This window comes from Nocardia sp. (assembly GCF_025465275.1).
Lineage (GTDB): Bacteria > Actinomycetota > Actinomycetes > Mycobacteriales > Mycobacteriaceae > Nocardia.
On the sequence record NZ_JAODNK010000027.1, the window covers coordinates 62,728 to 87,374 of the forward strand.

The window sequence follows — 24,647 nt, forward strand, 5'->3', positions numbered from 1 at the left end:
TCCGGAACCACACACCCATGTCGGCACAGCCTTGGTCGGCACCACACAGTCGCTGCACGGGCTGTGAAGCGTCGACAGGCGCTGTGCGGTCGGGACACAAGACCGCACAGCCTTGGTCGGCACCGCACAATTCCTGCACGGGCGGTGAAACGTCGACAGGCGCTGTGCGGTGCGGGACAGGGTCATCCGGCACGGGCGGTGCCGTTCTCCTCGTCGGATCCGCGCATGGAGTAGACGCGGTCGAGGAAGTCGCGGTGGGCGCGGAGGGTGGCGTCCAGGAGTTCGCGCCAGGTGCGGCGGTCCACGCGCTGGTCGCTCATCAGGGACGAGAGGGCGGCGGGGCCGAGACGGTCTATGTGATCCACGATGAAAGTCAGTCGGCGGCGCGGGAATTGGGCGCCGATGCGCGGATTCTCGTCTAGGAAGCGGTCCAGTTCATAGAGGTAGTTGACGGCGCGGTTGTACTCCTCGTCGGTGAGGTGATAGTCCATCCGCTTGATCTCCACGATCCAGAGCTCGCCCGAATCGTGCAGCAGGACGAAGTCGGGTTCGCGCCGCTCACTGCCGATGGCTGAGGTGAGCAGTGTGGTCCCGAACTTCTGGGCGTACCAGCGCTCGAAGCTGGCCCGGACGCGTTTGAGGGATTCGTTCATGCCCAGCGGCGTCCACTCCGGTGCGAGCAGCCAGGGCGCTCGTTCGATCAGCTCCTGGAAGGGGCGTTCCAGGGAGCGGCGATCGTCGATGAGGGCGCTCAGCCGCTCCACCACGGCCACCCGTTCACTGGCGATCTGGCCGAGCGAGTAGACCTCGGCGACCCGAGCCCGTTCGAACAGGGCCACAACGATATCCATCTCGGGCTCGGCGTCCTCCGCGATCTCCCGGAGCGTCTCCAGCAGGCTGCGCTGCGGCCCGAGCGACAGGGCCAGGCGCACCATATTCTCGATATGCGCCGGATCGTCGAGGGAGGCACGGTCCTTGTGTGTCACCAGGATTCGCGCGGCATCGATCACCGAATCACGAAACAGCCTGTCCCCCGGTGCGATTGCCTCCAGTGTCTCGCGAATGCGGGAGCGTTCGACGAACTCCTCCCACACCCGGCGGCGAATGGATTTCTCACCGACCCTGCCGATCTCCTTGATCAAGGCCTGACCCCATTGCGCGAGCGCCTCACCGCGCGGGGAGTTCCACATGATGTCCTGGCGGTCGGAGCGGACCAGATCCTCTTCATCGTCGAGCCAGTCCACATGGACCGCGCCGACCAGGTAGGAGCGCAGTTTGAACTCACCGGTGAATCCGGCGGGGATACCGAAATCCCTTGTCTGGGCGACGATTTTGCCGCGCGCGTAGATGCGAACGCCCGCCATGGCCTCATCCCGGTACGGCTGTTTCGAGTAGGCGATCCAGCCGCTGACGGGCAGGAACTTGTGCCCGAAGCGCACCGGCACCCGGCTCAGGTCGATGCGGGTGTCCTCCATGACATCGATCGGCAGATCACTGAGCGTGAAGCTCTCCTGCCCGAGGCAATTGCGGACCTGCACCCGCCAGTCCGAGCGCTCGATACCGAACCGCGATGCCAGCTGCCGGCTCAACTCAGTGCCGCTGTTCACCCTCTTGCGGAAGAAGTTTCGCAGGATGACGGTGGTACCGCGCTTACACATGAAGGAGCCGTCCAGCGGGCCCGGCTGCGGGTAGTAGTCGCGTTCGGTATCGGAGAGCATCTCACCGAGATCCATCACGAGATGCGATACCGGCCAGCCCAGCGGTGTGTAATCGTCCGGATGACTACCCGCGGTGATCACCTCGATGGTGCTGCAGATGCCGAATGCCGCGAGCTTCCCGATTCCCTTGCGCCCCATGACCGGTCGCCGCCGCTCCCGGGACAGATCGGACCCGGTGCGAACGCGCCGATCCGAACCGACCATCAGATAGTGCGCGTTGATCTCGTCGGTGGTCATGCCGTGCCCGTTGTCGGACACCACAATCTCGTAGGCGGGTTCGTCCGCGGCGCGGACGGTGCCGGCCAGCGTGACGCCCCACGGTAGTGAAACCTCCACCTCGGTGGCATCGGCATCGTAGGAGTTGGCGATGAGCTCGGCGAGCACCGCCGAAACCCGGTCGTAGAGCCGGATTCCGAGCTTGTCTATGGCAAGCCTGCTGATCCGCATCGTGTATCTGTGGTCGCCGCATTCCTGCGTGGCCGCATGCACGTCCGTGTACATGGTGGGCCCCCAATAGCCCTCTCGATAGCCTCCGTTCAGCTACCACTGATATCGATGCAACGCCGCGTGATTAACAAAGGGCTGAACATTCACCTACCAGTTAGTCACGTTCGCGTTCCGACATTCACCGAGCGGTTGCCCATTGCAACGGCAAGGTCTCGGCAACCGATTACACACCCGAATCGTGCTCCAGCGCACCTTGAACCGTTGCAGCGGCGGTCGATAGCGGCGCCCATGCACGCCGGGTGCACACCGTCGCTTACACACGCTGCGGGGTGTGCGATGCGACAGAGGTCGGCGCACCCGGCCCGTCGACGGGCTGTGACCGAGGCCGTGGCCCGCGTGACGTTCATGCGGGCCGCGGATCGACAAGCTCATGATCTCCTCATGGTCGGTTGGGCACCATGCGGGGATGACCTCAAAGCTCGCTGTGCCACCCATGGAGTCGGCCGTCCCGGCGGCATCCAGACTGGTGGCTCTCGATGCCGCGCGCGGGCTGGCGGTGCTCGGCATGATCGTGGCCCATGTCGGCGTCACCCGCGATCTGTCGTGGGGCGATCCTGGCAGCTGGCTGTCGATTGCGAACGGCCGCTCCTCGATACTGTTTGCCACGCTCGCAGGGATTTCTATCGCGCTCATGAGCGGGCGGCAACACCCACCTGCCGGGCAGCAACTGGTGACGGTGCGGCTGCGAATTCTGGTGCGCGCCTTCGTCCTGTTCGCGCTCGGTGGCCTGCTGACGGCGCTCGGCACCGATATCTCGGTGATTCTGCAGACCTATGCATTGCTCTTCGCGTGCTGTCTTCAATTCCTGACGTGGACGCCGCGCCGGCTACTGTTGCTGGCTGCCGCATGGGCGGTTATCGCGCCGGTGGTGACGGTGTGGCTGACACATGTGATTCCGGACGGGTGCGAGAGATCCGCCGAAAACTGTTCCGGCGCACAGATAACAGACCTCGCGGTGTTCGGCGATTATCCCGGCGTGGTCTGGATGACCTTCGCGCTCACCGGACTTGCGCTCGGCCGCAGCGATCTCAGCGCTGTGACGGTGCGCATTCGAATGCTCACGGCGGGTGTGCCGCTGATGCTGCTCGGTTACGGCGGCGGCTGGCTGGCGAGCAGCCGCGGCGACGTCAACGCGTCCGATTGGGCGCAACTCCGCACGGCCGAACCGCATTCCGGGACGACCTTCGAGATCGCCGGGTCGCTCGGATTCGCGCTGACGGTACTTGCCGTACTGCTGTTCACCGCGGATCGCTTGCGGCCATTGCTGTTTCCCATTGCGGCGGTGGGCTCGGTTCCGCTCACGGCCTACGCGGCGCATATCGTGGCCATCTGGGTCCTCGGCGACTCGGTGCCGGAGTCCGACGGCAATGCGCTGCTGGTCGTCTTCCTGGTGCTCACGGTCGCGGCGGCGACGATCTGGGTGTCGACTTTCGGTCGCGGACCGCTCGAGCGCCTGGTCACGGGGATCAGCGCTCGCGCTGTGCGGTCGAACTAGGTGACAGGACTGTCCGAGACGGGAAGAATGCGGAAGGGCAGGCAGCCCCTTGGCGAAGTGAGGAACACGGGTGGCGAACAATCCCATTACCCGGGGCTTGAGCGGGCTTGCCGAACGGTTTGCGGTATCCGACCTTCCCCTGCCCACACTCGCCGACACCATTGCCGCCCGGCAGCGCTTCTTCGGCGCCGATGCGGTGGACTCCGAGACCGGTGCGGTGCGGGCGGACCAAGCGATCCTCACCTGGTTCGGCTGCGCGAGTTTCGCGGTTGCCCTGGGCGGCACGGTCTTCCTGCTCGATGCGTGGGTGCCGCGCGGCGCCACTTCCGGCTATGTGCCGACTACACCTGCGGAGGTCGCTGCACTGCGCCCGGCCGCAATCTTCATCGGCCACGGGCATTTCGACCATGCTGCTGATGCGGGGCCGATCGCTCAGGCCAGTGGTGCGGTACTGTACGGCACGGCCGAACACTGCGCCACGGCACGCACTCAGATCGACTCAGCTGAATTCGAGTGCGAGGAACTGGGTTCCGCATCGTCGAAGCCGGGTGATCGCTACGATTTCGAACTCGCCGAGGGCCTTTCAGTGACCGCAGTGCGTCACATTCATTCGGCCCGCACCGCGAGGCACGAAGGCCCCGACGCCTGTGCGCGCGTGATACCCACCCCCGGTCTCGGCGATATGCTCAGGTACCCAACAACTCTCGCCGATACCGCGCAGCTGGTGCGACGGCTCGGCGATCCGGAGGGCGGGGTGCTGCTCTACCAGTTCCGCACCGAACACTTCACTCTCACATGGCATGACTCGTCCGGTCCGCTGCTGGACAAGGCTCCGGGGGTGCTGGAGGTGCTGCGCACATTGCCCGCGTCCGATGTGCACGTCGGCGCGGTGCAGGGCTACAACCAGTTCACCAACGGGCTGCGCGACCCACGGAGTTATATCGAGGCGCTGCGCCCGAAGGTGTTCGTGCCCAACCATCATGACAATTGGTTCCCGCTGATCACCGCGCGTGGTGAGGCATTCCGCACGCCACTGGAGACTGAGCTGGCACGCATTCCGGACGGGCCGGAGCTACGTATGCTGCTCGACCCTGACGACTACGTCGCACCGGGGCGCTTGGCGTTCACGCTCGGCGCGTAATCAGCGGAAGCGCAGCACCATTGTCACACTGGTGCTGCCGGCCGGGTTCGTGTGGGCGGAACTCGGCACGGCGACGAATCCCAATCGCTCGTAGAGACGCAACGCCGGATTCTCTTCTCGCACACTCAAACTCACAGCGTCATACAGCGGCCGCGCCGCATCGAGCAGTGCGGTGAGCAGAGCCGTGCCCAACCCGGTGCCGCGCATTCCAGGCGCGACCCCGACGGCCAGTTCCGGTGTGCCATCGTCCACATACCCGTATGCGGCATTGTCACCGGTGAAAAGTCGCAGCCATGCGGCTCCTCGCGGGACGCCGTCGATCTCACCGATTGTGCCGAGATCGCCTGCCGCACCCCATCCTTCGACGTAATGCGCGAGCGACGGCACAGCCCGCAGCTCATCGAGCGACACTCTGCCCTGATCATGGGAGTACGAGGCCTCGAAAAGCATCGACCACAGAAACTTCTCGTCCGCCGCCTCGGCCGGACGCACAAACACGCTGGACACCGCAGCGACTATACGGTTCCCGCCAGCATCCCCGGCCCGGGCTCGGGCGCCACATCGCGGGCGGTGATCTCGGCGGCGCAGTGATCGCATGTCAGTTGTACGTGCGCCTCGCCGCTGCAATCGCGGTGCCGGTAGTGCACGGGCGGGCCGTCCGGGGCCATGTAGGCGTCGCCCCAATCCTTGAAGGCCATCAGGATCGGGTACACGTCATGGCCCTTGGGCGTGAGCCGGTACTCCTCGTACGCACCGACCGCGGCCGGTCTTTTGACCAGTATTTCGTGCTCGACCAGACGATCCAGCCGATCCTGCAACCGGCTCCGGGAGATACCCAGGTAGGTCTGGAACCCGTTGAACCGGCGCACGCCGGAGAAGGCCGCCTTCAACACTAGCAGCGTCCACCGGTCGCCGAGTACGACCAGCGACCGCGTGATCGAACAGGGCTCGTCGGCCAGTTCCTCGTAACGCATCTTCCGATTCTAGCCAACTGGTCCTAATATGAGACCAAGTTGCATCGGTCTCAAAACGAGACCAGATAGGAATAGGACTCCATGACAGACCGCGCCTCCACCATCGATCCAGCCCAGACCGACCGCTACGCCGCCTTGCAATCACTGCTCGACGATCGCTACACCTGCCGTGCCTTCAGCCCCGAGCCGGTCCCCCGCGCCACCATCGAGCAGGTCCTCACCCTGGCGCAGCGCACCCCCTCCTGGTGCAACACCCAACCGTGGCAGCTCGCCATCACCGAGGGTGATTCCACCGACCGCTTCCGCAAGGCCCTCCTCGCCCACATCAACGGCACCCCAGCACAATCCGACCTCCCCTTCCCCGCCGCGTACAACGGCATCTTCCGCGACCGCCGCCGCGAATGCGGCGCCGCCCTCTACACCGCGGTCGGCGTAGCCCGAGGCGACCACGAGGGCACCATGCGCCAAATGGTCCGCAACTTCGAACTTTTCGACGCCCCCCACGTAGCCATCCTCACCACCGAAGCCGACCTCGGCGTCTACGGCGCCGTCGACTGCGGCCTCTACCTGACCTCCTTCCTCCTGGCAGCCCAAAGCCTCGGCGTAGCCACCGCCCCCCAAGCCGCCCTGGCCTCCTACTCCCCCTTCCTCCACGACCACTTCGCGATTCCGGAGCACCGCCAGGTCATCGCCGGCATCTCCTTCGGCTACCCCGACCCCGACCACGCCGTCAACGGATTCCGCACCACCCGAACCGATCTCGACAACGTCGTCACCTGGCACTGATTCGTAGGACCTACCGCCGATTCGGGTGGCGGTTACTCATTTAGGGCGGCCTGCCAGTCCTTCGGAGCCATCTGGCACTGATTCCTCCTCAGACCGAAGGCCGGCAGGTTAACCTACACGGGTGTCGGTTAATCAAGATCCAGTCCGCCGCCTGAAAGGCTACGAGCGCCGCGCACTGATCCTCGATGCCGCCCGAACCCTGTTCTCCGCGAACGGCTATGACGCAGTCTCCATGCGCGACATAGCCGTTTCCGCCGGCATCACCCGCCCGGTGCTCTACGACCACTTCTCCTCGAAGAAGGCGCTCGTCCTAGACCTCCTCACCACGGAGACCGAGGCCCTGATAGCCCGCATCGCCGTTGCCGTCCGCAGCGATGCCGCCCCCACCGAGCGCCTATCCGCAGCCCTCCGCGCCTACTTCAAATTCATGATCGACCGCCCCCTGGCCTCCCGCCTGATCCTCACCCCCGCAACGGATCCGGATGTCGCCGAAGTGACCACCCACCTGCGCGACCTCGCGGAAAAGGGTGTACTGACGCTCATCGCGCCCGAGCCAGCTGCAGCCCTCGCACCCGAGCCAGCTGTAGCCCTCGCACCCGAGTCGGCCACAGCGAGCACGCCCGCGTCGGCCACAGCGAGCACTCCTGAGTCAGCCACAGCGAGTGAGTCAGCCACAGCGAGCGCACCCGCCTCAGCCGGTCGACCGACGGCACGCCAGCCCGACCCCCACAGCCTCGAAATCGCGGCCACCATCCTCGTGTCCTCCATTGTCGCCGTGGCCAATTGGTGGCTCACCCACCCCGAAGTCCCCCCGGACACCCTGGTAGACACCACCCTCACCCTGATCGCCCCAGGCCTAACCACCCTGACCGAACCACCCCGTTAGGACCCCCGATGTTCGAAAAGCACCCAGGCTGGAACGTCTCCCTCCCGCTCGGCCCAAACTCCCTGACCTGGAAGCACTTCGGCGACATCCGCTCCATGCTCATCCTCGGCCGAGCCGGCACCTTACAAAACATGCACCCGGTATTGGACGCAGCCCTCCAACAACATTCCAACTTCTTCACAGACCCCATGGACCGCTTCGACCGCTCGGTCGCACCAATCCAGGCGATGATCTACCAGCCCGACGCCGAAGCCCGAGCGACCACAGTCCGCGACTTCCACAAGCCCATCAAAGGCATTGCCCCCCAAGGCAACCGCTACCACGCCCTGGACCCCGAAGTCTTCTGGTGGACCCACGTAACCTTCTACGAATCCATAATCGCCACCCAAGAATTCTTCGGCACCCCGTTCACAGAGGAGGAGAAGGCGCAACTGGTAGCGGAGGGCCTAACGTGGTGGCGCCTCTACGGCATGTCCGACCGCCCAGCCTTCGGCGACTACGAAACCTACAAGTCCTACTGGACCCACATGTGGCAAGAAGTCCTGGAATCCAACAAAACAACAGACTTCGCCGCCGCCATCCACCAAGCCAAAGTCCCAGCCCCACCCTTCATCCCCCGCGTGCTCTGGCCAGCGATCCGCTACCCAGTCATGACCATCGGCGTCTGGATCTCCAACGCCACCATGCCCCCCGAAGCCCGAAATATCCTGGGCTGGAAGTGGTCCCGAACAGACCAACTCGCCTTCGAGGTCTTCCGCCACATAGTCCGCACAACCTGGACCCTCACCCCCGAACGCCTCCGCTACATCCCCGACGCCTGGGCCGGCATGCAGAAGCACCGCACCCGGCCGAAGCAGTACGACTCAATCGAGAGCCCTGATGACCAGCCAAGCCAGCTGTCGTCTTGAGCCGATCTATCCCCATGGACCGGACTATCCACAGCCCACCAGTCACCGCAGGTCGACAACCTCGCCCGCGCTAGCGGCTCTGCAACCCTCACTGTGTGATCCGCACCCGCACAGACCTGCTCAACAAGGGAGTCTCCGCCAGCACCATCTCCGACCGGTGCCGTCGTGGCACCTACACCCGTGTGCTTCCCGGCGTCTACTCCCTGGCCACCCCGACCACACTCACGAAATGCCACGCCGTAGTCGCATGGCTCCCCACTGCAATCCTCAGCCACCGCACCGCCGCCTGGCTCCACGGCATGCTCCCCGAGCCAACCCACGTCGAAGCCACCATCCCGAAAGGCGTATACCGCCGAGCACCCGACTGGCTCCGTCTCTACCGACGCGAATTGCCCGTCGAATGGATCACTGACGTCTACGACCTCCCAACAGCCAGCAAGGCCCTCACATTGCTGGACTGCATGTCCGTCCTGCCGAAACCCGCCGCAGACGCACTGATCGACAACAACATCTGCCGCACCGTCTCCCCGCAGGACATCATCAACCTGTCGTCCTCAACTCTCCGCGGATCCTCCGCCTTGCGGAAGCAACTACGCGAGGCCGCGATCCACGCCGCATCCGAACCAGAGCGCCTCTTCGCCAGAGCCTTGCATCAGCGCGGCCTGAAGCTACTCGCCAACCACCCAGTCGGCCCATACCGCTGCGATTTCGTAGACGAACAGTCCCACACCATCATCGAAGTAGACGGCCGCGAATTCCACAGCACACCAACAGCATTCCGCCAAGACCGTCGCCGCCAGAACAGCCTGCTCCTCGACGGCTGGCTGGTCCTGCGCTACGCAGCCGCCGACATCTTCCAGTCACTCGAACCGTGCGCAGACGAGGCTGCTGAGGTCGTGCGCCGCCGCAGACGTTCACGCCGCCCATAGCCCGGCCTTTTCGTGCACTTCCCCCTACGAAATGGCAGTTTCCCGCCAAATCCACTGCGTTAGTGCACGATTAAGCCGACCCGCTAAAACCGCCCGGCCAGCACTCCACCCGTGAACACTTGCCACTCAGCCCACGAGAACACCAAAGGCGGCCCAGCCTGGTTCTTCGAGTCACGCACGCCGACAGAATCGTCCACAAAGGCGACTTCGATACAGTCAGCCTTGTCGCCGCTATAGCTGCTCTTGAACCACTGGGCACCGTCTAGCTCGCCAGTCACGTTGAAAACTCCTTCGTCACCTGCCGCAGCAAACTACGGCTGGTCGCCTCATCCAGCGAAGCCTGCCGGAGAGTCTCGAGAACTCGATCGTACCGCTCCAAGTCGTCGTCCTTCTCGAGGTACATGCACCCGATAAAGGTCTCCAGATAGACGACCGGGGGCCACACCGGCTCTCCCTTCGCGTCCTCACCGAATTCCAGAATCGCGAACTGCCCCACAGGATCACCGACGGGAGCTCCCGCCGAGAACGGCAGCACCCGCACCGAAACATTCGACAGCTTTCCGATCTCCGCCAGATGGCGAAGCTGCTCAGCCATCACCCCAGGGCCGCCGACGGAGCAGCGCAACGCAGACTCGTGCAGCACCACATCCAACGTGATCGGCTGATGCCTGCGAGTCACAGCGGCCTGCCGTCTCGCTCGAAGCTCAACCCGGCGCTCATGCTCTGCCGCCGTCTCCCCCGGCTTGACCGCACGAATCAGCGCACGCGCATAGTCGGGAGTCTGTAGCAGCCCAGGAACCAGCGCAGGCTGATAAGTAGTCAACTTCCGCGCAGCAGACTCAAGCCCGACATAGACATCGAAGTTGGCCGGGATCAGGCTGCCGTACTCATGCCACCAACTCTTCTCGACAGCCTGCCGAAGCAACCCGACCATGGCCGTCGCCATATCACCCGACATCTCCAATACTTCGCAAATCGCCTGAAGATCCCGAACTTTCAGTCGAGTAGGTATCCCCCTCTCCAACCGCTGCAGCACAGACGAACTCACATCCGCCAGCCGCGCAACCTGCTCTTGCGACATCCCCAGAGCCGACCGCTCCTCCCGCAGATACCGTCCGAGTTGACGCCTAGGCAACGTCGAACCGCTCTCCAACATGACAACCCCCTCGTCGACAACCACCCGTACTGGGTCAACCCGGCCCCCGAAGTGATAGCGGCCCTGGGCATTCAGATCGATACAACTGGGTAACCCAGTTAAGGGTAATCACCCCAGGTCAGACGTGGTCTGCTTTCAAGCAGACAGACAGATCCAAGAAGGGAGCGGAAGATGTTCGAGCGACTGACCATCGGAGCATGGGTCATCACCACACCGGGTTGCTCAGTCCGTTACGTGATCGACGAGGGCGGACAGTTCACAACACTGATACTCGGCGACACCCAACGAGAGTTCGAAATCTCCTTGGACGCTGCAACTCTCACGGAGATTGTGACCCAGGGATTAGCATCGCTAAGCGAGATGACTACGCCCCGAAACGCCGAGGGCGGCCTGATCGAGCCGAACGTGGAGGCAGTGATTGTCCGAAACCCTGACGGCCCAACCAAGGTTCGAGTGTTCATCAACGGCATCGAAACGCCGATAACCGACTTCACCGTCGATGCAGGCGCCGGCTGGACCTGGGATGACTGGGCTTCAGCTCGGGATGTCAATCTCGCGGCCGCCTCACCGACAGCGCGCGAGCGGCTACTAGCGGCATACGCTGATCCGCCGGGTGGCGAGTTCATCACCGACCGCGAGGGAACAGCGTGGCTCAAGTGATGGACAGCTCGAATGCACCACAGCCCACGAACTACCCACGAACTCTGCCTATACGGCTTGACGCCCGGTCATCTGGCTTTCACAATCAGTCAGTGGCGCGCATTCTTGATCTCGGCCCGAACAAGCAACGGATCACAGCGCACAGCGTCGACAAGGGCGTCGTCTGTGAGCACCAAGTCGTCGCCGACGACGACGGCACCAAGCTCCTGCACCTGTCGACGTTCGGATCGAAGGACCGTGAGTCCGATCCCAAGAGCAGTCAATCGCTACAGTTCGATGCCAAAGTAGCGGCCGACCTCACTCGAGTCTTCCGTGATGCCTTCGGGGACGCAGCACTGAACATCCAGTCCCGTATAGATGTCGCGTTTCCATCGGGAGTCGCCGTGGACCCAGCGCTGCTGGCCCAGGCCTATGGGCGAGATCCCGAACTCTTCAGGGAACTGATCAGCAACGACGAAGCCGCACGAGACGTCGTCGCGATGGCTCATCGCAGAAGCCAGGTGGAGAGGTTTCGCAAGCTGCTCACTAATGATTCTTACTTCCAGTCGGAAGCCGACGAAGTCGCACAGCAGGGTATGGAACCCGTCTGGCAGCATTTCTTCGAGGAGAATCCATGGATTCTCGGGATCTCGCTCACGGGCCAGCTGCTGACATCGTGGAATGATCAGAAGTTGGAACAAGTTGTTGCAGGTCACTCCATAACAGGAGTGGGCAAACGTACTGATGCACTGCTCCGCACTTCCGGACGTATCAAGTCAATGGTGTTCGCCGAGTTCAAAACCCACAAAAAGGAGCTGCTGCAGAAAGCTCCCCACCGATCAGGTTGCTGGGCACCATCCGACGAGTTGTCGGGCGGCGTCGCACAGGTCCAGGGCACTGTTCATCGCGCCGTCAAAGAAATTGGCGAGCGACTGCAGGGCACCGTCGCAGACGGCAGCAAAGACCCCTATGACTACACCTATCTACTACGCCCGCGCTCCTACCTGATCATTGGAAGCTTGGACGAGCTTCATGGCGAAGAAGGCGGCGCGTACGAGGACAAGTTCCTGTCCTTCGAGCTGTACCGGCGGCAACTCGTCGAGCCCGAAGTACTGACCTTCGATGAACTGCTGACCCGAGCCGAGTGGATAGTGACGTCGGAAGCATCTGGCTCGGCATCCTCGAAACCTGGAGATCCGGTGGTTAGCGACAGTCAGCCTTGACGAACAAACGCAGCTCGGCGGGTGCAAGCCAGCGGGCTGGCGGTGAATCATCCGTCCACAATTTGGCGTGCGGGAGGATGAGATACTCGGCGCGTGTATCGGTTCTACTGAAACGTGGAGCGCGACAATGTGCTGTCGTTCGATTCCGGCTTAAGCACGATGTCGGCAATCACCGGCGGCTGGCGTTGCACCGAGCGGGACTTCCCCGCCACCGCGCACGCTCGGCGTTGCGAACCCGAAATCGTTGCTGCGGAACCCACCACGACCCTGCGGCGCCGGTCCGGGTTCAGAAGTTTCCCCGGGACAGCTCCTTGAGCATGTCTATATCCAAGGCCTGCTCGGCGACCATCTTCTTGAGCCGCGCGTTCTCGCGCTCAAGCTCTTTGAGCCGTTTGGCATCCCTGATTTCATGCCGCCGTACTGAGCTTGCCACCGATGCCAGGAGGCCTCGGAGATCTCGAGGTGTTTGCACACCTCCTCGATCGAGAACTCCCCCCGATCAGCTTCTCGCCTTCGCGCAGTTTGCGGATGATCTGCTCGGGTGTATGCCATCGTCGCGCCATGTCGTGATCCTGTTCTCCCGCAGCTATTCTGGTGCATCAAAACCCTCACAACCGCCGGACCCACTCCGCAGGCCCCAGTCAGTACTTCGAGCCAAACACCCTACGCCACAACGGGTACCGGCAATCCCGACGCACGGTCCGGAGACGCGACACAGCACCGACTCCCATCCCTCGGCAGTCGCAGTCCGCTCGCGTATATGAGAAGCTTCGTCAGCTGGTGTACTCAGTCTTCGGGGAGTGTCGTGACCACAGCCATAATCGCAGCTAGCCTTCAGGACAGCGTGGATCGATACGCGCGGTCCCTGATCGTTCCATCTCGACTGCTGGCTTTGCATCCGAGAAAAGCCGGTAGCGCGGGCGATGCCGCCGCACTCGCACCTGCCATCGCGCTCGGCGTCATCTCGGCGTTCGAGGGTTTTGTTGAGGATTTCTTCGCGACTGCCCTCTACCTCCGAGGCCAAAACCTGGCACAGATAGCTAAGAAGACAAAGCTGAACAACCCTGACATCAAAGTCTTCGAACAGCTTGTCGGGAAAGACTTTACAGCGACTACGCCGAAGATCGGAGTCGGCTTCAGCATCGACGTCTGGTACCCCCCGGCGCCCGAGTCCGGGAATCGAAAGTGGATTCCAGTGGAGCTGGACTGGAAGCATGCCGTCGCAGACGGACAAGGTTGGATGCAGGTGCGGCATTGTCTGACACATGGGCTCACCAGTGGTTGGCGGAGCGAGGTATGGCCTGGCCCTCTGCAGGCAGAATTCAGACCTGCGGCGGCGGTCCTGAATCCGATGAAGAGCGGCAAACATTCGCTTGTACTACATGGAGCGATCACTTGCGCTCGCATCTACCGAGGTGCCGCAGTGCATCTTGCGAACCTGGTGGCGGGACAGCTAGACGAGACCCTGTCGTGGTCGAAACTCCCGGACTTTCCGATGTACAAGACATCACTTGAGGAGTACAGGGCCGCCAACGGGTTGAACGAGGACGGCACAATCTCGCCTACTGTTGCGGTTGCCGACTGACGCTTAGGCCACTGACCGCTGCCGTAAAGAGCTGGGGCACAACACCTATAGACGCCGATGGTCGACGGAGACCAAAGTCCTTCAATACCAGGCGGTCTGGCCCAGATGCCGCCGATGCGATAGATTAGCCTGGTGAACAATCAGCCGATCGGTGCACTCTACGGCGACGGGTCACAGGCTCGTGCCGAATTCAAGCTGAGCATCACTCGCGCGCTCTCAGATCAATTGGGAGAGAGGCTCAATAGCCTCCACCCTGCCTTCCTCAATCAAACCAACCTCGATCAGATCGAGGACCGCCCGGGTGTATATCAGCTGTACCTGAGCGGCGCTCTTGTCTACGTTGGAAAGGCAAGCCGCGGCCTGCCATCGAGGCTTGCTAATCATCTTAAGAAGCTATCCGGCAGAACCAACCTCAACATCCATGACATCGGCTACGTCTGCTTGTACGTTGACGAGGATCTAGAGGCTGCCGCACCCGAGAAGCTACTCATCACCAAGTACCGCTCCAATGGTGAAGCACCCTGGAATACAATGGGTTTTGGCAACAAAGATCCGGGCAGGAATCGCGACGAGACACTAGTCAAGGCAAATCATTTCGATGCTCGATACCCCGTCGACATCGATCGAAAGATAGATGGGCTCGCTCTAGCCGGACCGACCCTCGGGTACGTACTCAAGGCCGCCAAGGCCGATCTCCCATTCACATTTCGGTACGAGACCAAGAACAAGTCGCTCAGCAAGCAACTAAACGATGCCCTGGTGATCGTCCCGCCATCGCGCTCGACCGCGACGGAACTCATGCTGCTGACGATCCAGGCGCTACCCGATGGATGGCAGGCCACCGCCCTGCCCGGCTACATGATTCTTTATCACGAGACCAAGGAATACGGTAGCGCGCGACTGTTCTGGCGAAGGGTAGACGGCCAGGTTGAGCAGTTCACCGGCCAGGCACGCTTGGACGAAAGTGGCGAAGTCGACCCACCTGTCGACGATGATGACGAGTAGTAGCCGGCGCGTCTTGTGACACGCCGAGATCGATCACATGTCGCACGTGCGTTCGAACTGCGACCGCGGTATGGTTTCCGCCATGTCGAAGCAGCGGCGCGCAGCCGACACAGGGCGTACGAGCGTTGAGCTTTTCGCTGGTGGTGGTGGCCTGGCGATGGCCGTTGAACATGCTGGGTTTAGACCGTTGCTGCTCAACGAGTTTGCGAAGCGTGCATGCGAGACACTCGCCACCAACTGCGCGATACCTCTAGAGGAGGGGCATGCTCCAGCGATCCCTGGACGCGGCAAGCGACCGCCGCTAATCGTCGGCGATGTGCGCAAGGTCGACTTCGAGTATCTCCGAGACCAGGTCGACGTGCTGGCAGGAGGTCCGCCTTGCCAACCCTTCTCACTCGGTGGCGTGGCAAAGGGTGACGAGGACGACCGAAATGGCTTCCCGCACATGTTCCGCGCGATCCGTGAGATGCGCCCCAAGGCCGTGATATGCGAGAACGTACGTGGGCTCCTCCGCCCATCGTTCAAGCCATACTTCGACTACATCAAACGAGAACTGTCGCTTCCGTTCGAGGAACGGGCGGAGGGGTCGGATTGGCGAGATCACAACGAGATCCTTCGCCATATGCAGGATTCGGTACATGTCGCGGCCGATGAGAGTTACGACGTCGAGCATTTCGCGGTTAACGCCGCTGACTACGGCGTACCCCAGATTCGGAACAGGGTGATCGCCATCGCTTTCCGGCGGGACCTTGGCGTTGATATGGACAACTTCAAAGCGCTTGTCCGGCCACGGTTTTCCGACAGTAGCCTGTACGAGGATATGCACAGCGGCGCTTACTGGAAGCGGCATCCCGAGGTTCCAAAAGCGGTTCGAGAACGGGTTATGGCACGAATCCCAGTTCCACAGCAAACTCTCCGAGCGTCAGAAGAGGAACGACCCTTGCCATGGCGGACGCTTCGCGACGCTTTGAAGGGGATCAACGGGCAATCGCCGTTGCCTGATGTACCGCCACAGCTCCTCGACCGAAAAGAGCATAACCTCGGCGGATTCACGGACCATATAGGCTGGCCAGATGCCCGGATCTATCCTGGTCACACCCCTAATGAACTTGACCGACCCGCGAAAACCGTCAAGGCCGGGGTCCACGGGGTCCCCGGCGGTGAGTCTGTGATGCTGCTGGACAACGGTACTCACCGTTATATGACTGTCCGGGAGACCGCGAGGGTTATGACCTTTCCTGACAAATGGCAACTCGCGGGACCGCGCGGCGAGAAGATGCGACAACTCGGCAACGCTGTGCCCGTGCTCCTCGGCGAGGCCTTTGCCGAGGCTGTCGCTACGGCGCTTAAAGAGGCTGAGTCAGAGAAGTAGAAGCAAAGTGCCCAGCCACCACACCGGCAAGTGGAACGACCAAATGCCGCCTGATCGAGCGTGGAAATGTCCGCCCGGCTTGGATCGAGCGGCTCGTACGACTGAGCAGGACCGCGCAGCGGGAGGGCGGCATAGTCGACTAGTGGATCTAGGGAACGGTCGGGTCTCCTGCGCCTCCGTCGAGTTGAAGGTCTACGCCAAGACTCGCCGAATCCGTGCCTACATCCGCTGGTCGGATAACGGCAAGTACCCAACGAAGTACGTCGGCGAGGTGGATGGGCGAACGCGACGCCAGAACCTCATCCAGGCATGGACTCTGGTGTGCGACAAGCAGTTACTCCGTCGCCCAGCGGAACCATCGAATTCCTGGGCCAGCACACCGGCGGTTCGATCAGTCATGCGCGCGAACCGCGGCAAGGATACGCGCCCGGAACTTGCGCTGCGTTCGGCGATACGCGCACACGGTCTCCACTATCGCGTGGACATGCAGCCCCTTCCCGACATTCGACGAAGGGCGGACGTAGTTTTTGTCGGCCCACGAGTCGCAGTCTTCTGTGATGGCTGTTACTGGCACGGATGCCCCGAGCATTACAGGCCAGCACAGCGGAACAGCGATTTCTGGAGCTCAAAGATCGCCGGTAATAAAATGCGTGATCGCGAGACCGATCGCCTGTTAATCGATGCCGGCTGGCAAGTTATTCGAGTATGGGAACACGACAATCTAGAAGCCGCTGCGGGCGAGATCGCTAATGCTGTGCGCGCACGCCGGTGATCCAAGTTCGTACTTTTGACCTCAAGATGGGGACACGGAGTGGATAGAAAACCACGTACCACAGATCAGATAAAGCAGCTTGTTGCCGATATTAAAAAGGTAAGAGAGGAGGTTAACAGTCTTCCGACCGGGTCGGTATCTCGACTCAAGCGAATACTCCTTGAAGACGCGGCCCAAGATCTAGCCGAACATATTATGACACTCGATCCCGTTCGCTACCCAAAGTCTGTCTTTGATCCTGCAGACTCGGAATTCTTCGGCGCCTTTGCGGCCATTGCCCTCCTAGGGCAAGACCTGCATCCGTTGAAATCTATTGCCGCAGACAGAATTTACGGCACCGGAGTATATGCGTTGTACTACTACGGGGATTATGAGTACTACGCGCCGATCCGGGGTACTGAGACCCCCATCTACGTCGGCAAGGCCGACCCTCCGTCTGGCGCTCGTACGCCACGGCAGCAAGGCACCGGACTCACAGAAAGGCTCAATAAACACCAGAGCAATATCGCCTTAGCGGAGAGTTTGTCAGTCGAGGACTTTCAATGCAGACGCCTAGTAGTAGCGAGCGGTTGGCAGATCGCTGCCGAGAATGCCCTGATTGGATTGTTCAGTCCGATATGGAATAAGCAAACCACGATCCTTCAAGGGTTCGGAAAACATGGTGACGACCCCAAGACTCGAGCCAATAAGCGCTCCCCATGGGATACTCTACACCCCGGCCGAAAATGGGCAGCCGACCCGGAACAGGAGGACGCGAAAACCATCGAGAGGATCCGCGAGGATATCACACAGCATTATAAAATATATCCACCTTTCACCGATGCGCACGCGATTATTCAGCAATTGATTTCTAAAGTCGGAGTCGATAGCTTCTAACCTATCGTCCACCGAAACCAGCACCGGGGACCAGATGCTCATCTAACTCGATGATCGCGGAATCCTGAGATGAGTCAATGGTGGTGAAGCGGATCAGCCGATCGTCTCGACCGATCGCGGAAGCTGGGGCGGCGAATCCGAAGGCCATGACCAGCTTTCTGGTATCGATTGTGCCGCTGTCCGAAATTTCTGAGGCGTATTCCGGCTCTACGATCGGGAAGAGCATGAGGGCACCGCGGCGCGGAGCTACAAGACCTTCAGTTATGGGATCACCGGAGTTGGGAAGGCCGCCCGCGATCCGCATGGCAACACTGTTCTGTTTTGGTTCGCTAATACGAGAGAACATGGAGTCGCGGGTACGGCCTCGTTCCCACCAGTCGAAACGACGGTCGGTGTTGTCCAGAGCAATTCCCTTAACATGCTTCACGCGTTTCGGTGCGAGGACGATCCACTCGTCGACGCCTCGGCTAGATCCTGTGGAGATCTCGCGCAGATATGCAAGGTGTGGAGTGAACAGTGAGGGAGCGCGCCAGCGGAGCGACTCAAGAATCTCAATTAGTTCCTGGGGTTCGATTCGACCTGCCAACGCCTGGAACCTGTGGATGACATCCTCTTCCGGGATGAGGTACTTGAACTCTGTCGGCGCGGTATCGAGCCGAGCCATGACCCGAGACCATAGCTCAGCGTTGTGCCGTAGGTCCGGGCCAGCTTTGGGATAGTCGTAGAACTCCTTCCAGCGGCCGGGCGTTCGCACCTCGACAAGGCGGGCGTTGTACATCTTGTTGGCGCTGGTCGGCTTTAGCCACGGAAGGTGTTGGGAGACTAGGGGCGGGACCTGCGCAGGAGTGATCTGCGGCATGCCATCAAACATTACCGCGTACTGCTTTAGTTCCTGGCGGAAACTCTCCTCGTCCATACAGACGGCTTCGAATGCCTTGAACAGATCGATATCACGTTTGCCATGTTCCTCTTCGCGACCGATGTACAGCCGCACCAGATCTCGATAGCCCCTACGGAAGCCGAACCAGCGGCCCATCTGCATCAGAGCTGAGGCGTTGGCGGACCGACGGCGGAAGTAGGAGACGGTCAGACCTTCTACTGTAAAGCCACGGGAAAGTTTTTGTCCGCCTATCAGGACCTTCCAGATGGGGCGGCGGTCGAAATCGGCTTCGCCGGTAGTTATGTCAGCGTCACCGTTGACGACGATGATCGGCCTCTGGTCGGCGCTGATGTTCATGACGGTGGGGCCGACGTACGGCATCAGGTCGTCGTAAGTGGTGGGGGTGGTGTAGCCGGCGGCTCGAACGGCTGAGACGGGGGCTATGTCGGAATCGAAGAGCGTACGTAGTCGCTGATGGCCTCGGGAGCTGGAATAGCCTGCTTCCCACCAGATTTTGGTGAGGCGGCCAAGTAGCTCGCGGTGGGATTCGACCCAGTTGGATTCGTGGATGAGCATGGTGTGGTGGCGGAAGTAGTCTTCGCCCAATCCATCTCGGTCTTGCCGGTAGAGCTTCATGGCGCCGGTGAGCACGAACATGTCGACGGCGCGCTCCAAGGGTTCGGTGTCGTCCTCGTCGGTGACGACTACGTCGCGGACATGCGCCAGCTCGTTCGAATTGCTGTAAGACCGCTCCTCATCCGCGTCATCGAAGTCGAAATCATGGAAGTCGCTGGCGCCCATATATCCCTCGGGGCGGGCCAGCGAGATAATGAAGTCCTTGGGGAAGATGTCGGCGCTGTCGCTGGGATCGATGAAGACGTTGGCGTACGGGGTGGCTGTGTAGCCGACGTACTGCGCTCGGGGCAGCATTGTCAGCAGCTGCGAGATCTTCTGGTTGATGGCGGTGCGGTCGGCGTCGGGCTTCGGCTTCGAGGTGTTGACCGAGGCTTCGTCGGATTCGTCGTCGATGATCAGGACGGGGATCTCGTGGAGCGGGGTGCGAATCTTGTTGAGGTCCTTGACGAGTTTGGTGAGGACCGACTTGTTCTTCTTCACGACCATCAGCCGGGCTGCGGCGCGGTGCAGGTTCACCGGATCGTAGAGCGGGAGTGCGGGTTCCTGCTTCTCGAACTCCAACGCGACGATGCCCTGCAGCAGACTCTTGTAGTCATCGTGGCGGGTGGTAAGGCGGTGGATGTCGAAGCCGCCCAATATCGAAGGTGCGGTACCGAATTCGACGAATTTGCGCTGAATCCATTCCGGATCGTCGGAGTAGTCGGATTCGAATTCGCTGGCCCCACGCAGGACATTCTCCCGGCCGACCAGCTCCATATCGAGGCGACGCTGGGTCTGATCGCGAAGCAGGTTCATCGTGCCACCCAGCACGATGACCAGACGATAACCGGCATCCATGGCCCGCGCGATCACACCGGTGAAGTTCGCCGTCTTACCCGACTGGACGTAACCGACAACCAAGCCCTTCGACTGGTACGCCTCGGGCCGGGTCGGGTCCGAAAGTCGTTCCACCACACTCTCGGTCGCCATATCCAGGGTCGTGATCGCCTGGTCCGCCCAGCCTTTGCGGGCCAACAGCTCGGTGTACATGGGCCAGTACCATTCGCGGCCCTGGTGTGTCGCGTACCACGGGACGTACTCCTTGCTGATCACGACCGGCCGGGGAGCCCTGATAACCGGCGCTGCCACATCGAGCAGCTTGCCTGTGGTCGCCTCCAGTGCGAGTTCGCGGTACACGTCGCCACGGCGTTCGTCGGTACACGGGTCTGCAGACGACCACTGCGGCCCCTGAGCGAAGTCCCACGCACGCAATTGTTTTCGCCACATATCCACCAGTTGGTCGCCGGCGTCGGCCGCCCGCAATGCCTGCTGGAAGTCCGCTTCGGAGGCGTACAGGTCTGCTGCCGGCAAGTCCTCCGCCTGGTACCGCATCGCGCGCTCCAAACGCTTGGGTTTACTGCCCGCCAGATCGGCAAGGACCGCGTGGTGCAGTGCGATCCGCGGTGCGGCGTCCGGCGTATGCAGCGATTCCACGGTCATTCCCCATCCCGATCGCTGAGGCGATCCATTTCCGCGCGGGCCGCGGCCACCAACACCGACTGCCACAGCTGCAGATTGTCTTTGTCGCGGCTGCCGAGCCGCTCTCGCTGAAACACCTCGTGCACCATCAAATACAGCAGAGATTTGATCATCGGTGCGTCGTTGAGGCCGCCTCGACGACCACCCAGAACCGCAGCTCGGTACCGCTGATTGAGCAGTATCTCGCGCTCCTCGCGGTCGAGCTCGAAGAACGCGTCGCCCTCGAAGGTCTGCCATCTGATCGCGATCGGGTCTTCGCCGATCAGCGGTGGCAGTTCGTCTGAAATGACTTCTCGGATATCGGGATCCAGACCTTTACCGGGTGGAATCACCGGCTTGCGGTCAACCCCTGCCCGCTTGCGCGCTTCCCGATAGGTGGTGTCGGCAGCACTGAGGTATCCGGTGAACGTGACGCTGTCGTCGGTCGCATTCTCCAGTGCGGCAATGAATTCCGGCGATATCGAGACACCGTCCTTCTTGACGGTCAAACGGAATACATCACTCGCACCGGACGGCAGCTCAACGGCGACCCGCGCCAAGGACAGATGCTGTTCGGGCTGGCGGAAGTTGTTCCAGCCGCCCGCCTGCACGAGCCGATCATTGCGGTAGAGATAGAAGCCCTGCGTCTCCAAAAGCGAACCGATACCGCGGAACTGGGCCAGCGACGACTTCGGCGGCCAGATGTGCGCGTGCATCGGCACAACACCGACGGAGGGAACCTCCACCTTGAAGGTGCGTGGATAGTCGGGGTGCCCAATTACGGGGTAACCGAACGGATCCACCGGCTGCACACCGAAATCCATCACCACAAGCCCGGTCGCAATGTCCTCGACGGCGATGGTGATGTTGAAAGTGCCACGGGCCAGGAAACGGTGCAATTGCAATCCGAGGTGCATACCGAGCTTGCTGATGATGCGGGCCAGATAGCGTTCGGTCTGCTCCGGGCCGCCATTGCGGGGGAAGTCCTTCACACCGTCCCAGCGAACGACCGTGCCGTGCCACGTGATCGGCTTCCCTGCGTACCGGTCGATGAGGGACTGCGCGTAGCTCGGTTCGACTATGTCGCACTGGAATCCGGTCTTGGCGCGCTCCATATTCCAGCGCCGACCCGTCGGACGGCTCATGCGGGTTCGACTCACCACCGTGACCGCTGCGGCGTGGCTCAATGACGCGGATTTGAGACCGGTGCCGAACATTCCGAGCGCGCCATGCTGATAGTCGCGGCGACCGCCGATGGTCATGGCCACATCGAGTTCATCCTCGGCCATCCCACACCCGTCGTCGACAATCAGCAGACTGACCAAACGGTCACCGTCACGCAGGAAGTGGATGACGACGTCCTTGGCGCCCGCATCGATGGAGTTGTCCACAAGATCCGCCACAGCGGCTTCGAATCCGTAGCCCTGGCTGGTCAGAGCCTCCATGTAGCGGGGATCGGGTGGGAGGTGTTTGGTGCCGACGGTTGGAACATCGAACTTCCACTCTTCGACCATGACCACCCCTGAACTACAACTCTCGAATGAGAACTCTAGCGAATGATCCGCGTTGTACATCGTCGCGTTACCGAATACGAGGAAGTGACCGATTTACCAACGGATACAACCAAACTGGGCGGGCGGATAGTTCGAATTACACTCCGGCACCGAGGGCGCGGATGCAGCGGACCACGAGGGAGGCGGGGGCTTCTGTGCCGGTACCGGCCGCCCACTGTTCCAGGGCTATGCGGATCGCACCGGCTGCTGCGGCCGCGAGGAGGCGGAGGTGTAGGGAGTCAGCGTCTGGGCCTGCCAATTCCGTTAGGACTCTGCGGAGTTCGCGCTCGCCCTCCATGTTGATGCGGTGCCAGACTGCCCGCAACGCCGGATCGGTTTCCATGGCTTGCAGTAGGCCGCGGGTGAGCTCGAAATCCTCGCCCCCGTCGATGGTTAGAGATTGGACCGCAGCGGCTTCGAGGTCGGCCAGGGTTGGGAGGCGGCGGGGGCCGGAGGCTATTGCTTCGAACCAGCGTTGGGCGCCGGTGGTGAGCATTGGCTCGACAGCGTCTTCCTTCGTGCGCGAGTAGCGGTAGAAGGTGCGGAGGGCTATGCCGCTGGCCTCTGCTATTTGTTCGGCGGTTACGTCGGCCGTTCCGTGTTCGGCGAAGAGGCGGGCTGCGGTGCGGGCTATGTCCAGGCGGGTCTCGACCTTGCGGCGCTCGGCCAAGGTGAGGCGCACAGGCTCGGGAGCGGGCATTGGACGTCCTTATCGTTGGGGTGGTACGAGTCATCCTAGTCTTTGGATGTCAGTCTGGCACGTTGTGCCATTCAGGCGTAGCGTGTCAGGTACAGGGGGAAGAAGACATAGAGGAGAAGTTCGCAATGGAGCGTTTTACCGATCGCCGAGTACTCATCACCGGCGCGGGCTCGGGTATCGGCCGGGCTACTGTGCATCGGGTTCTCAGTGAGGGCGGGCAGGTTGTTGCCGCCGATATCAATGAGGCCGGGCTGGCCGAGACTGCCAAGCAGGCTGCTGAGCAGGGGAATGCCGAGCGGCTGAGCACCGTCACTGTCGATATCGGCAACGAGGAGTCGGTAAAGGCGGGCGTCGCGAGTGCTGTCGAGACTCTCGGCGGGCTGGATGCGCTTATCAATGCGGCCGGCATTCTGCGGTCGGCGCATACCGAGACCATGCCGCTGGCTGATTTCAACAAGATCATCACGGTGAACCTCACCGGCACCTTCCTGATGATTCGTGAGTCGCTGCCGGCGCTGCTCGCGTCGAACAAGGGCGTCATCGTGAACTTCACCTCGACGTCGGCGTTCTTCGCGCACCCGTACATGGCCGCTTACGCCGCGTCCAAGGGCGGGATCATGTCCATGACGCACGCGCTGGCCGCGGAATACAGCAAGCAGGGCCTGCGCGTGGTTGCCGTTGCACCGGGGTCCATCTCGAGCGATATGACCGACGGCAAGGGCCCGGGCCTGCCCGAGGATGCCGATCTGAGTCTGTTCATGAAGCTGATGCCGGGCATCGGACAGGGCTTCGCCTCCCCGGACACCGTGGCCGGCGTGGTCGCGATGCTCGCCTCCGATGACGGTGCGTTCATCACCGGCACCGAGGTCCGCATCGACGGCGGCACCCACTACTGAGTCGAATTACGACGCAATCGAAGTCGCCAACGGCCCCGCAATTGCGGGGCCGTTGTCATGCAAGGGGGATGACACCCGGTACACGTCATACTTCAGGACGACGGGAACCCTGATCTCTCACGGAATCTCGGCCGTATCAATATCTTTCCGGCCGGAAAGACAGCAGACTCGGACCCATGAGCTCGAAATTCACTTCCGCACAAGGAATGTTCGCTCGAATCGCCGTCGTGGGTGCGCTCACTGTTGCTCCGATCGCGGTGCTGGCCGCTACGGCTTCAGCGGACACCACCCAGACCGACGCCACCGATGTGTCACGGCCGCACTGGGATCGCAACCCCTGGTCCAACGACCCGTGGAACAACCAAGATCAGGACTGGTGGCGCAACAACAACCAGTCCGACTGGTGGCGCGACCACAATCGCCACGACCGCCAGGACAACCACGACGACCGCGACTGGCTCCGTAACACGCTGCCGCGCGGCGCATTCGGAAGCAGCTGAAAACCCCCGAGAA

At 61.8% G+C, this 24,647-nt stretch carries 24 protein-coding genes; 15 read left to right on the plus strand and 9 right to left on the minus strand.

Annotated elements, in window-relative coordinates; all coding sequences use genetic code 11:
- Nucleotides 1–182: 182 nt before the first annotated feature.
- Complete coding sequence (locus tag JWN03_RS06775) at nucleotides 183–2,165, minus strand: ATP-binding protein (RefSeq protein ID WP_297611309.1); 1,983 nt, start codon at nucleotides 2,163–2,165, stop codon at nucleotides 183–185.
- A 466-nt stretch (nucleotides 2,166–2,631) separates the two neighbouring features.
- Here JWN03_RS06775 and JWN03_RS06780 point away from each other — a divergent pair, with 466 nt between their 5' ends.
- Both JWN03_RS06780 and JWN03_RS06785 read left to right on the plus strand, forming a co-directional pair.
- Nucleotides 2,632–3,720: a DUF418 domain-containing protein gene (locus tag JWN03_RS06780; RefSeq protein WP_297611312.1), complete on the plus strand. Its 1,089-nt coding sequence runs from the start codon at nucleotides 2,632–2,634 to the stop codon at nucleotides 3,718–3,720.
- A 70-nt stretch (nucleotides 3,721–3,790) separates the two neighbouring features.
- Nucleotides 3,791–4,861 (plus strand): MBL fold metallo-hydrolase, encoded by a 1,071-nt coding sequence (locus tag JWN03_RS06785; RefSeq protein ID WP_297611315.1) that lies wholly within the window; start codon nucleotides 3,791–3,793, stop codon nucleotides 4,859–4,861.
- On the opposite strand, the gene JWN03_RS06790 is transcribed toward JWN03_RS06785, so the two are convergent.
- Both JWN03_RS06790 and JWN03_RS06795 read right to left on the minus strand, forming a co-directional pair.
- The gene (locus tag JWN03_RS06790; protein ID WP_297611318.1) at nucleotides 4,862–5,368 is read right to left on the minus strand and encodes a GNAT family N-acetyltransferase; all 507 of its coding nucleotides are present in this window, start codon (nucleotides 5,366–5,368) and stop codon (nucleotides 4,862–4,864) included.
- Nucleotides 5,369–5,376: 8 nt separating this feature from the next.
- On the minus strand, nucleotides 5,377–5,835 hold the full coding sequence (locus tag JWN03_RS06795) for a winged helix-turn-helix transcriptional regulator (RefSeq protein WP_297611322.1): 459 nt from the start codon (nucleotides 5,833–5,835) through the stop codon (nucleotides 5,377–5,379).
- Nucleotides 5,836–5,916: 81 nt separating this feature from the next.
- Here JWN03_RS06795 and JWN03_RS06800 point away from each other — a divergent pair, with 81 nt between their 5' ends.
- The 4 genes from JWN03_RS06800 (at nucleotide 5,917) to JWN03_RS06815 (ending at nucleotide 9,344) form a co-directional block, all read left to right on the plus strand.
- A complete protein-coding gene (locus JWN03_RS06800) occupies nucleotides 5,917–6,621 on the plus strand; it encodes a nitroreductase (RefSeq protein ID WP_297611325.1) in 705 nt (234 codons plus the stop codon).
- A gap of 121 nt (nucleotides 6,622–6,742) precedes the next feature.
- Nucleotides 6,743–7,507: a TetR/AcrR family transcriptional regulator gene (locus JWN03_RS06805; protein ID WP_297611327.1), complete on the plus strand. Its 765-nt coding sequence runs from the start codon at nucleotides 6,743–6,745 to the stop codon at nucleotides 7,505–7,507.
- A gap of 8 nt (nucleotides 7,508–7,515) precedes the next feature.
- Nucleotides 7,516–8,415: an oxygenase MpaB family protein gene (locus JWN03_RS06810; RefSeq protein WP_297611330.1), complete on the plus strand. Its 900-nt coding sequence runs from the start codon at nucleotides 7,516–7,518 to the stop codon at nucleotides 8,413–8,415.
- A 95-nt stretch (nucleotides 8,416–8,510) separates the two neighbouring features.
- Nucleotides 8,511–9,344, plus strand: a complete 834-nt coding sequence (locus JWN03_RS06815) for a DUF559 domain-containing protein (RefSeq protein WP_297611333.1) — start codon at nucleotides 8,511–8,513, stop codon at nucleotides 9,342–9,344.
- Between the two features lie 83 nt (nucleotides 9,345–9,427).
- On the opposite strand, the gene JWN03_RS06820 is transcribed toward JWN03_RS06815, so the two are convergent.
- Complete coding sequence (locus tag JWN03_RS06820; RefSeq protein ID WP_297611336.1) at nucleotides 9,428–9,622, minus strand: DUF397 domain-containing protein; 195 nt, start codon at nucleotides 9,620–9,622, stop codon at nucleotides 9,428–9,430.
- The gene (locus tag JWN03_RS06825) at nucleotides 9,619–10,500 is read right to left on the minus strand and encodes a helix-turn-helix domain-containing protein (protein WP_297611529.1); all 882 of its coding nucleotides are present in this window, start codon (nucleotides 10,498–10,500) and stop codon (nucleotides 9,619–9,621) included. Before JWN03_RS06825 ends, JWN03_RS06820 begins: the two co-directional genes overlap by 4 nt.
- A 171-nt stretch (nucleotides 10,501–10,671) precedes the next feature.
- Here JWN03_RS06825 and JWN03_RS06830 point away from each other — a divergent pair, with 171 nt between their 5' ends.
- Both JWN03_RS06830 and JWN03_RS06835 read left to right on the plus strand, forming a co-directional pair.
- Nucleotides 10,672–11,160: a hypothetical protein gene (locus JWN03_RS06830; protein ID WP_297611339.1), complete on the plus strand. Its 489-nt coding sequence runs from the start codon at nucleotides 10,672–10,674 to the stop codon at nucleotides 11,158–11,160.
- A 92-nt stretch (nucleotides 11,161–11,252) separates the two neighbouring features.
- Nucleotides 11,253–12,362 carry a Shedu immune nuclease family protein gene (locus JWN03_RS06835; RefSeq protein WP_297611342.1) on the plus strand — a complete coding sequence of 370 codons (1,110 nt, stop codon included), beginning with the start codon at nucleotides 11,253–11,255 and terminating at the stop codon, nucleotides 12,360–12,362.
- Between the two features lie 286 nt (nucleotides 12,363–12,648).
- Here JWN03_RS06835 and JWN03_RS45760 read toward each other — a convergent pair whose 3' ends face one another.
- Nucleotides 12,649–12,795, minus strand: a complete 147-nt coding sequence (locus JWN03_RS45760) for a hypothetical protein (RefSeq protein ID WP_441342949.1) — start codon at nucleotides 12,793–12,795, stop codon at nucleotides 12,649–12,651.
- Between the two features lie 372 nt (nucleotides 12,796–13,167).
- Here JWN03_RS45760 and JWN03_RS06845 point away from each other — a divergent pair, with 372 nt between their 5' ends.
- The 5 genes from JWN03_RS06845 (at nucleotide 13,168) to JWN03_RS06865 (ending at nucleotide 17,972) form a co-directional block, all read left to right on the plus strand.
- A complete protein-coding gene (locus tag JWN03_RS06845) occupies nucleotides 13,168–13,947 on the plus strand; it encodes a hypothetical protein (RefSeq protein ID WP_297611345.1) in 780 nt (259 codons plus the stop codon).
- Nucleotides 13,948–14,079: 132 nt separating this feature from the next.
- Nucleotides 14,080–14,952 (plus strand): Eco29kI family restriction endonuclease, encoded by an 873-nt coding sequence (locus JWN03_RS06850; protein ID WP_297611348.1) that lies wholly within the window; start codon nucleotides 14,080–14,082, stop codon nucleotides 14,950–14,952.
- Between the two features lie 82 nt (nucleotides 14,953–15,034).
- Nucleotides 15,035–16,324: a DNA cytosine methyltransferase gene (locus JWN03_RS06855; protein ID WP_297611351.1), complete on the plus strand. Its 1,290-nt coding sequence runs from the start codon at nucleotides 15,035–15,037 to the stop codon at nucleotides 16,322–16,324.
- 142 nt (nucleotides 16,325–16,466) lie between these two features.
- A complete protein-coding gene (locus JWN03_RS06860; RefSeq protein WP_366914369.1) occupies nucleotides 16,467–17,096 on the plus strand; it encodes a very short patch repair endonuclease in 630 nt (209 codons plus the stop codon).
- 39 nt (nucleotides 17,097–17,135) lie between these two features.
- Nucleotides 17,136–17,972, plus strand: coding sequence for an Eco29kI family restriction endonuclease (locus JWN03_RS06865; RefSeq protein WP_297611354.1), 837 nt, complete (start codon nucleotides 17,136–17,138; stop codon nucleotides 17,970–17,972).
- Nucleotide 17,973: 1 nt separating this feature from the next.
- Here JWN03_RS06865 and JWN03_RS06870 read toward each other — a convergent pair whose 3' ends face one another.
- From JWN03_RS06870 to JWN03_RS06880, 3 genes are all read right to left on the minus strand, one after another.
- On the minus strand, nucleotides 17,974–20,967 hold the full coding sequence (locus JWN03_RS06870; RefSeq protein ID WP_297611357.1) for a Z1 domain-containing protein: 2,994 nt from the start codon (nucleotides 20,965–20,967) through the stop codon (nucleotides 17,974–17,976).
- Nucleotides 20,964–22,559, minus strand: a complete 1,596-nt coding sequence (locus JWN03_RS06875) for an ATP-binding protein (protein WP_297611360.1) — start codon at nucleotides 22,557–22,559, stop codon at nucleotides 20,964–20,966. The genes JWN03_RS06870 and JWN03_RS06875 overlap by 4 nt, the downstream gene beginning before the upstream one ends.
- A gap of 76 nt (nucleotides 22,560–22,635) precedes the next feature.
- Complete coding sequence (locus JWN03_RS06880; protein WP_297611363.1) at nucleotides 22,636–23,238, minus strand: TetR/AcrR family transcriptional regulator; 603 nt, start codon at nucleotides 23,236–23,238, stop codon at nucleotides 22,636–22,638.
- A 125-nt stretch (nucleotides 23,239–23,363) separates the two neighbouring features.
- Between JWN03_RS06880 and JWN03_RS06885 the strand changes: the two genes are divergently transcribed.
- Nucleotides 23,364–24,134 (plus strand): SDR family NAD(P)-dependent oxidoreductase, encoded by a 771-nt coding sequence (locus tag JWN03_RS06885; RefSeq protein WP_297611366.1) that lies wholly within the window; start codon nucleotides 23,364–23,366, stop codon nucleotides 24,132–24,134.
- A gap of 176 nt (nucleotides 24,135–24,310) precedes the next feature.
- Entirely contained in the window at nucleotides 24,311–24,634 is a 324-nt protein-coding gene (locus JWN03_RS06890; RefSeq protein ID WP_297611369.1) for a hypothetical protein, read from the plus strand.
- The last annotated feature ends 13 nt before the right edge of the window (nucleotides 24,635–24,647 follow it).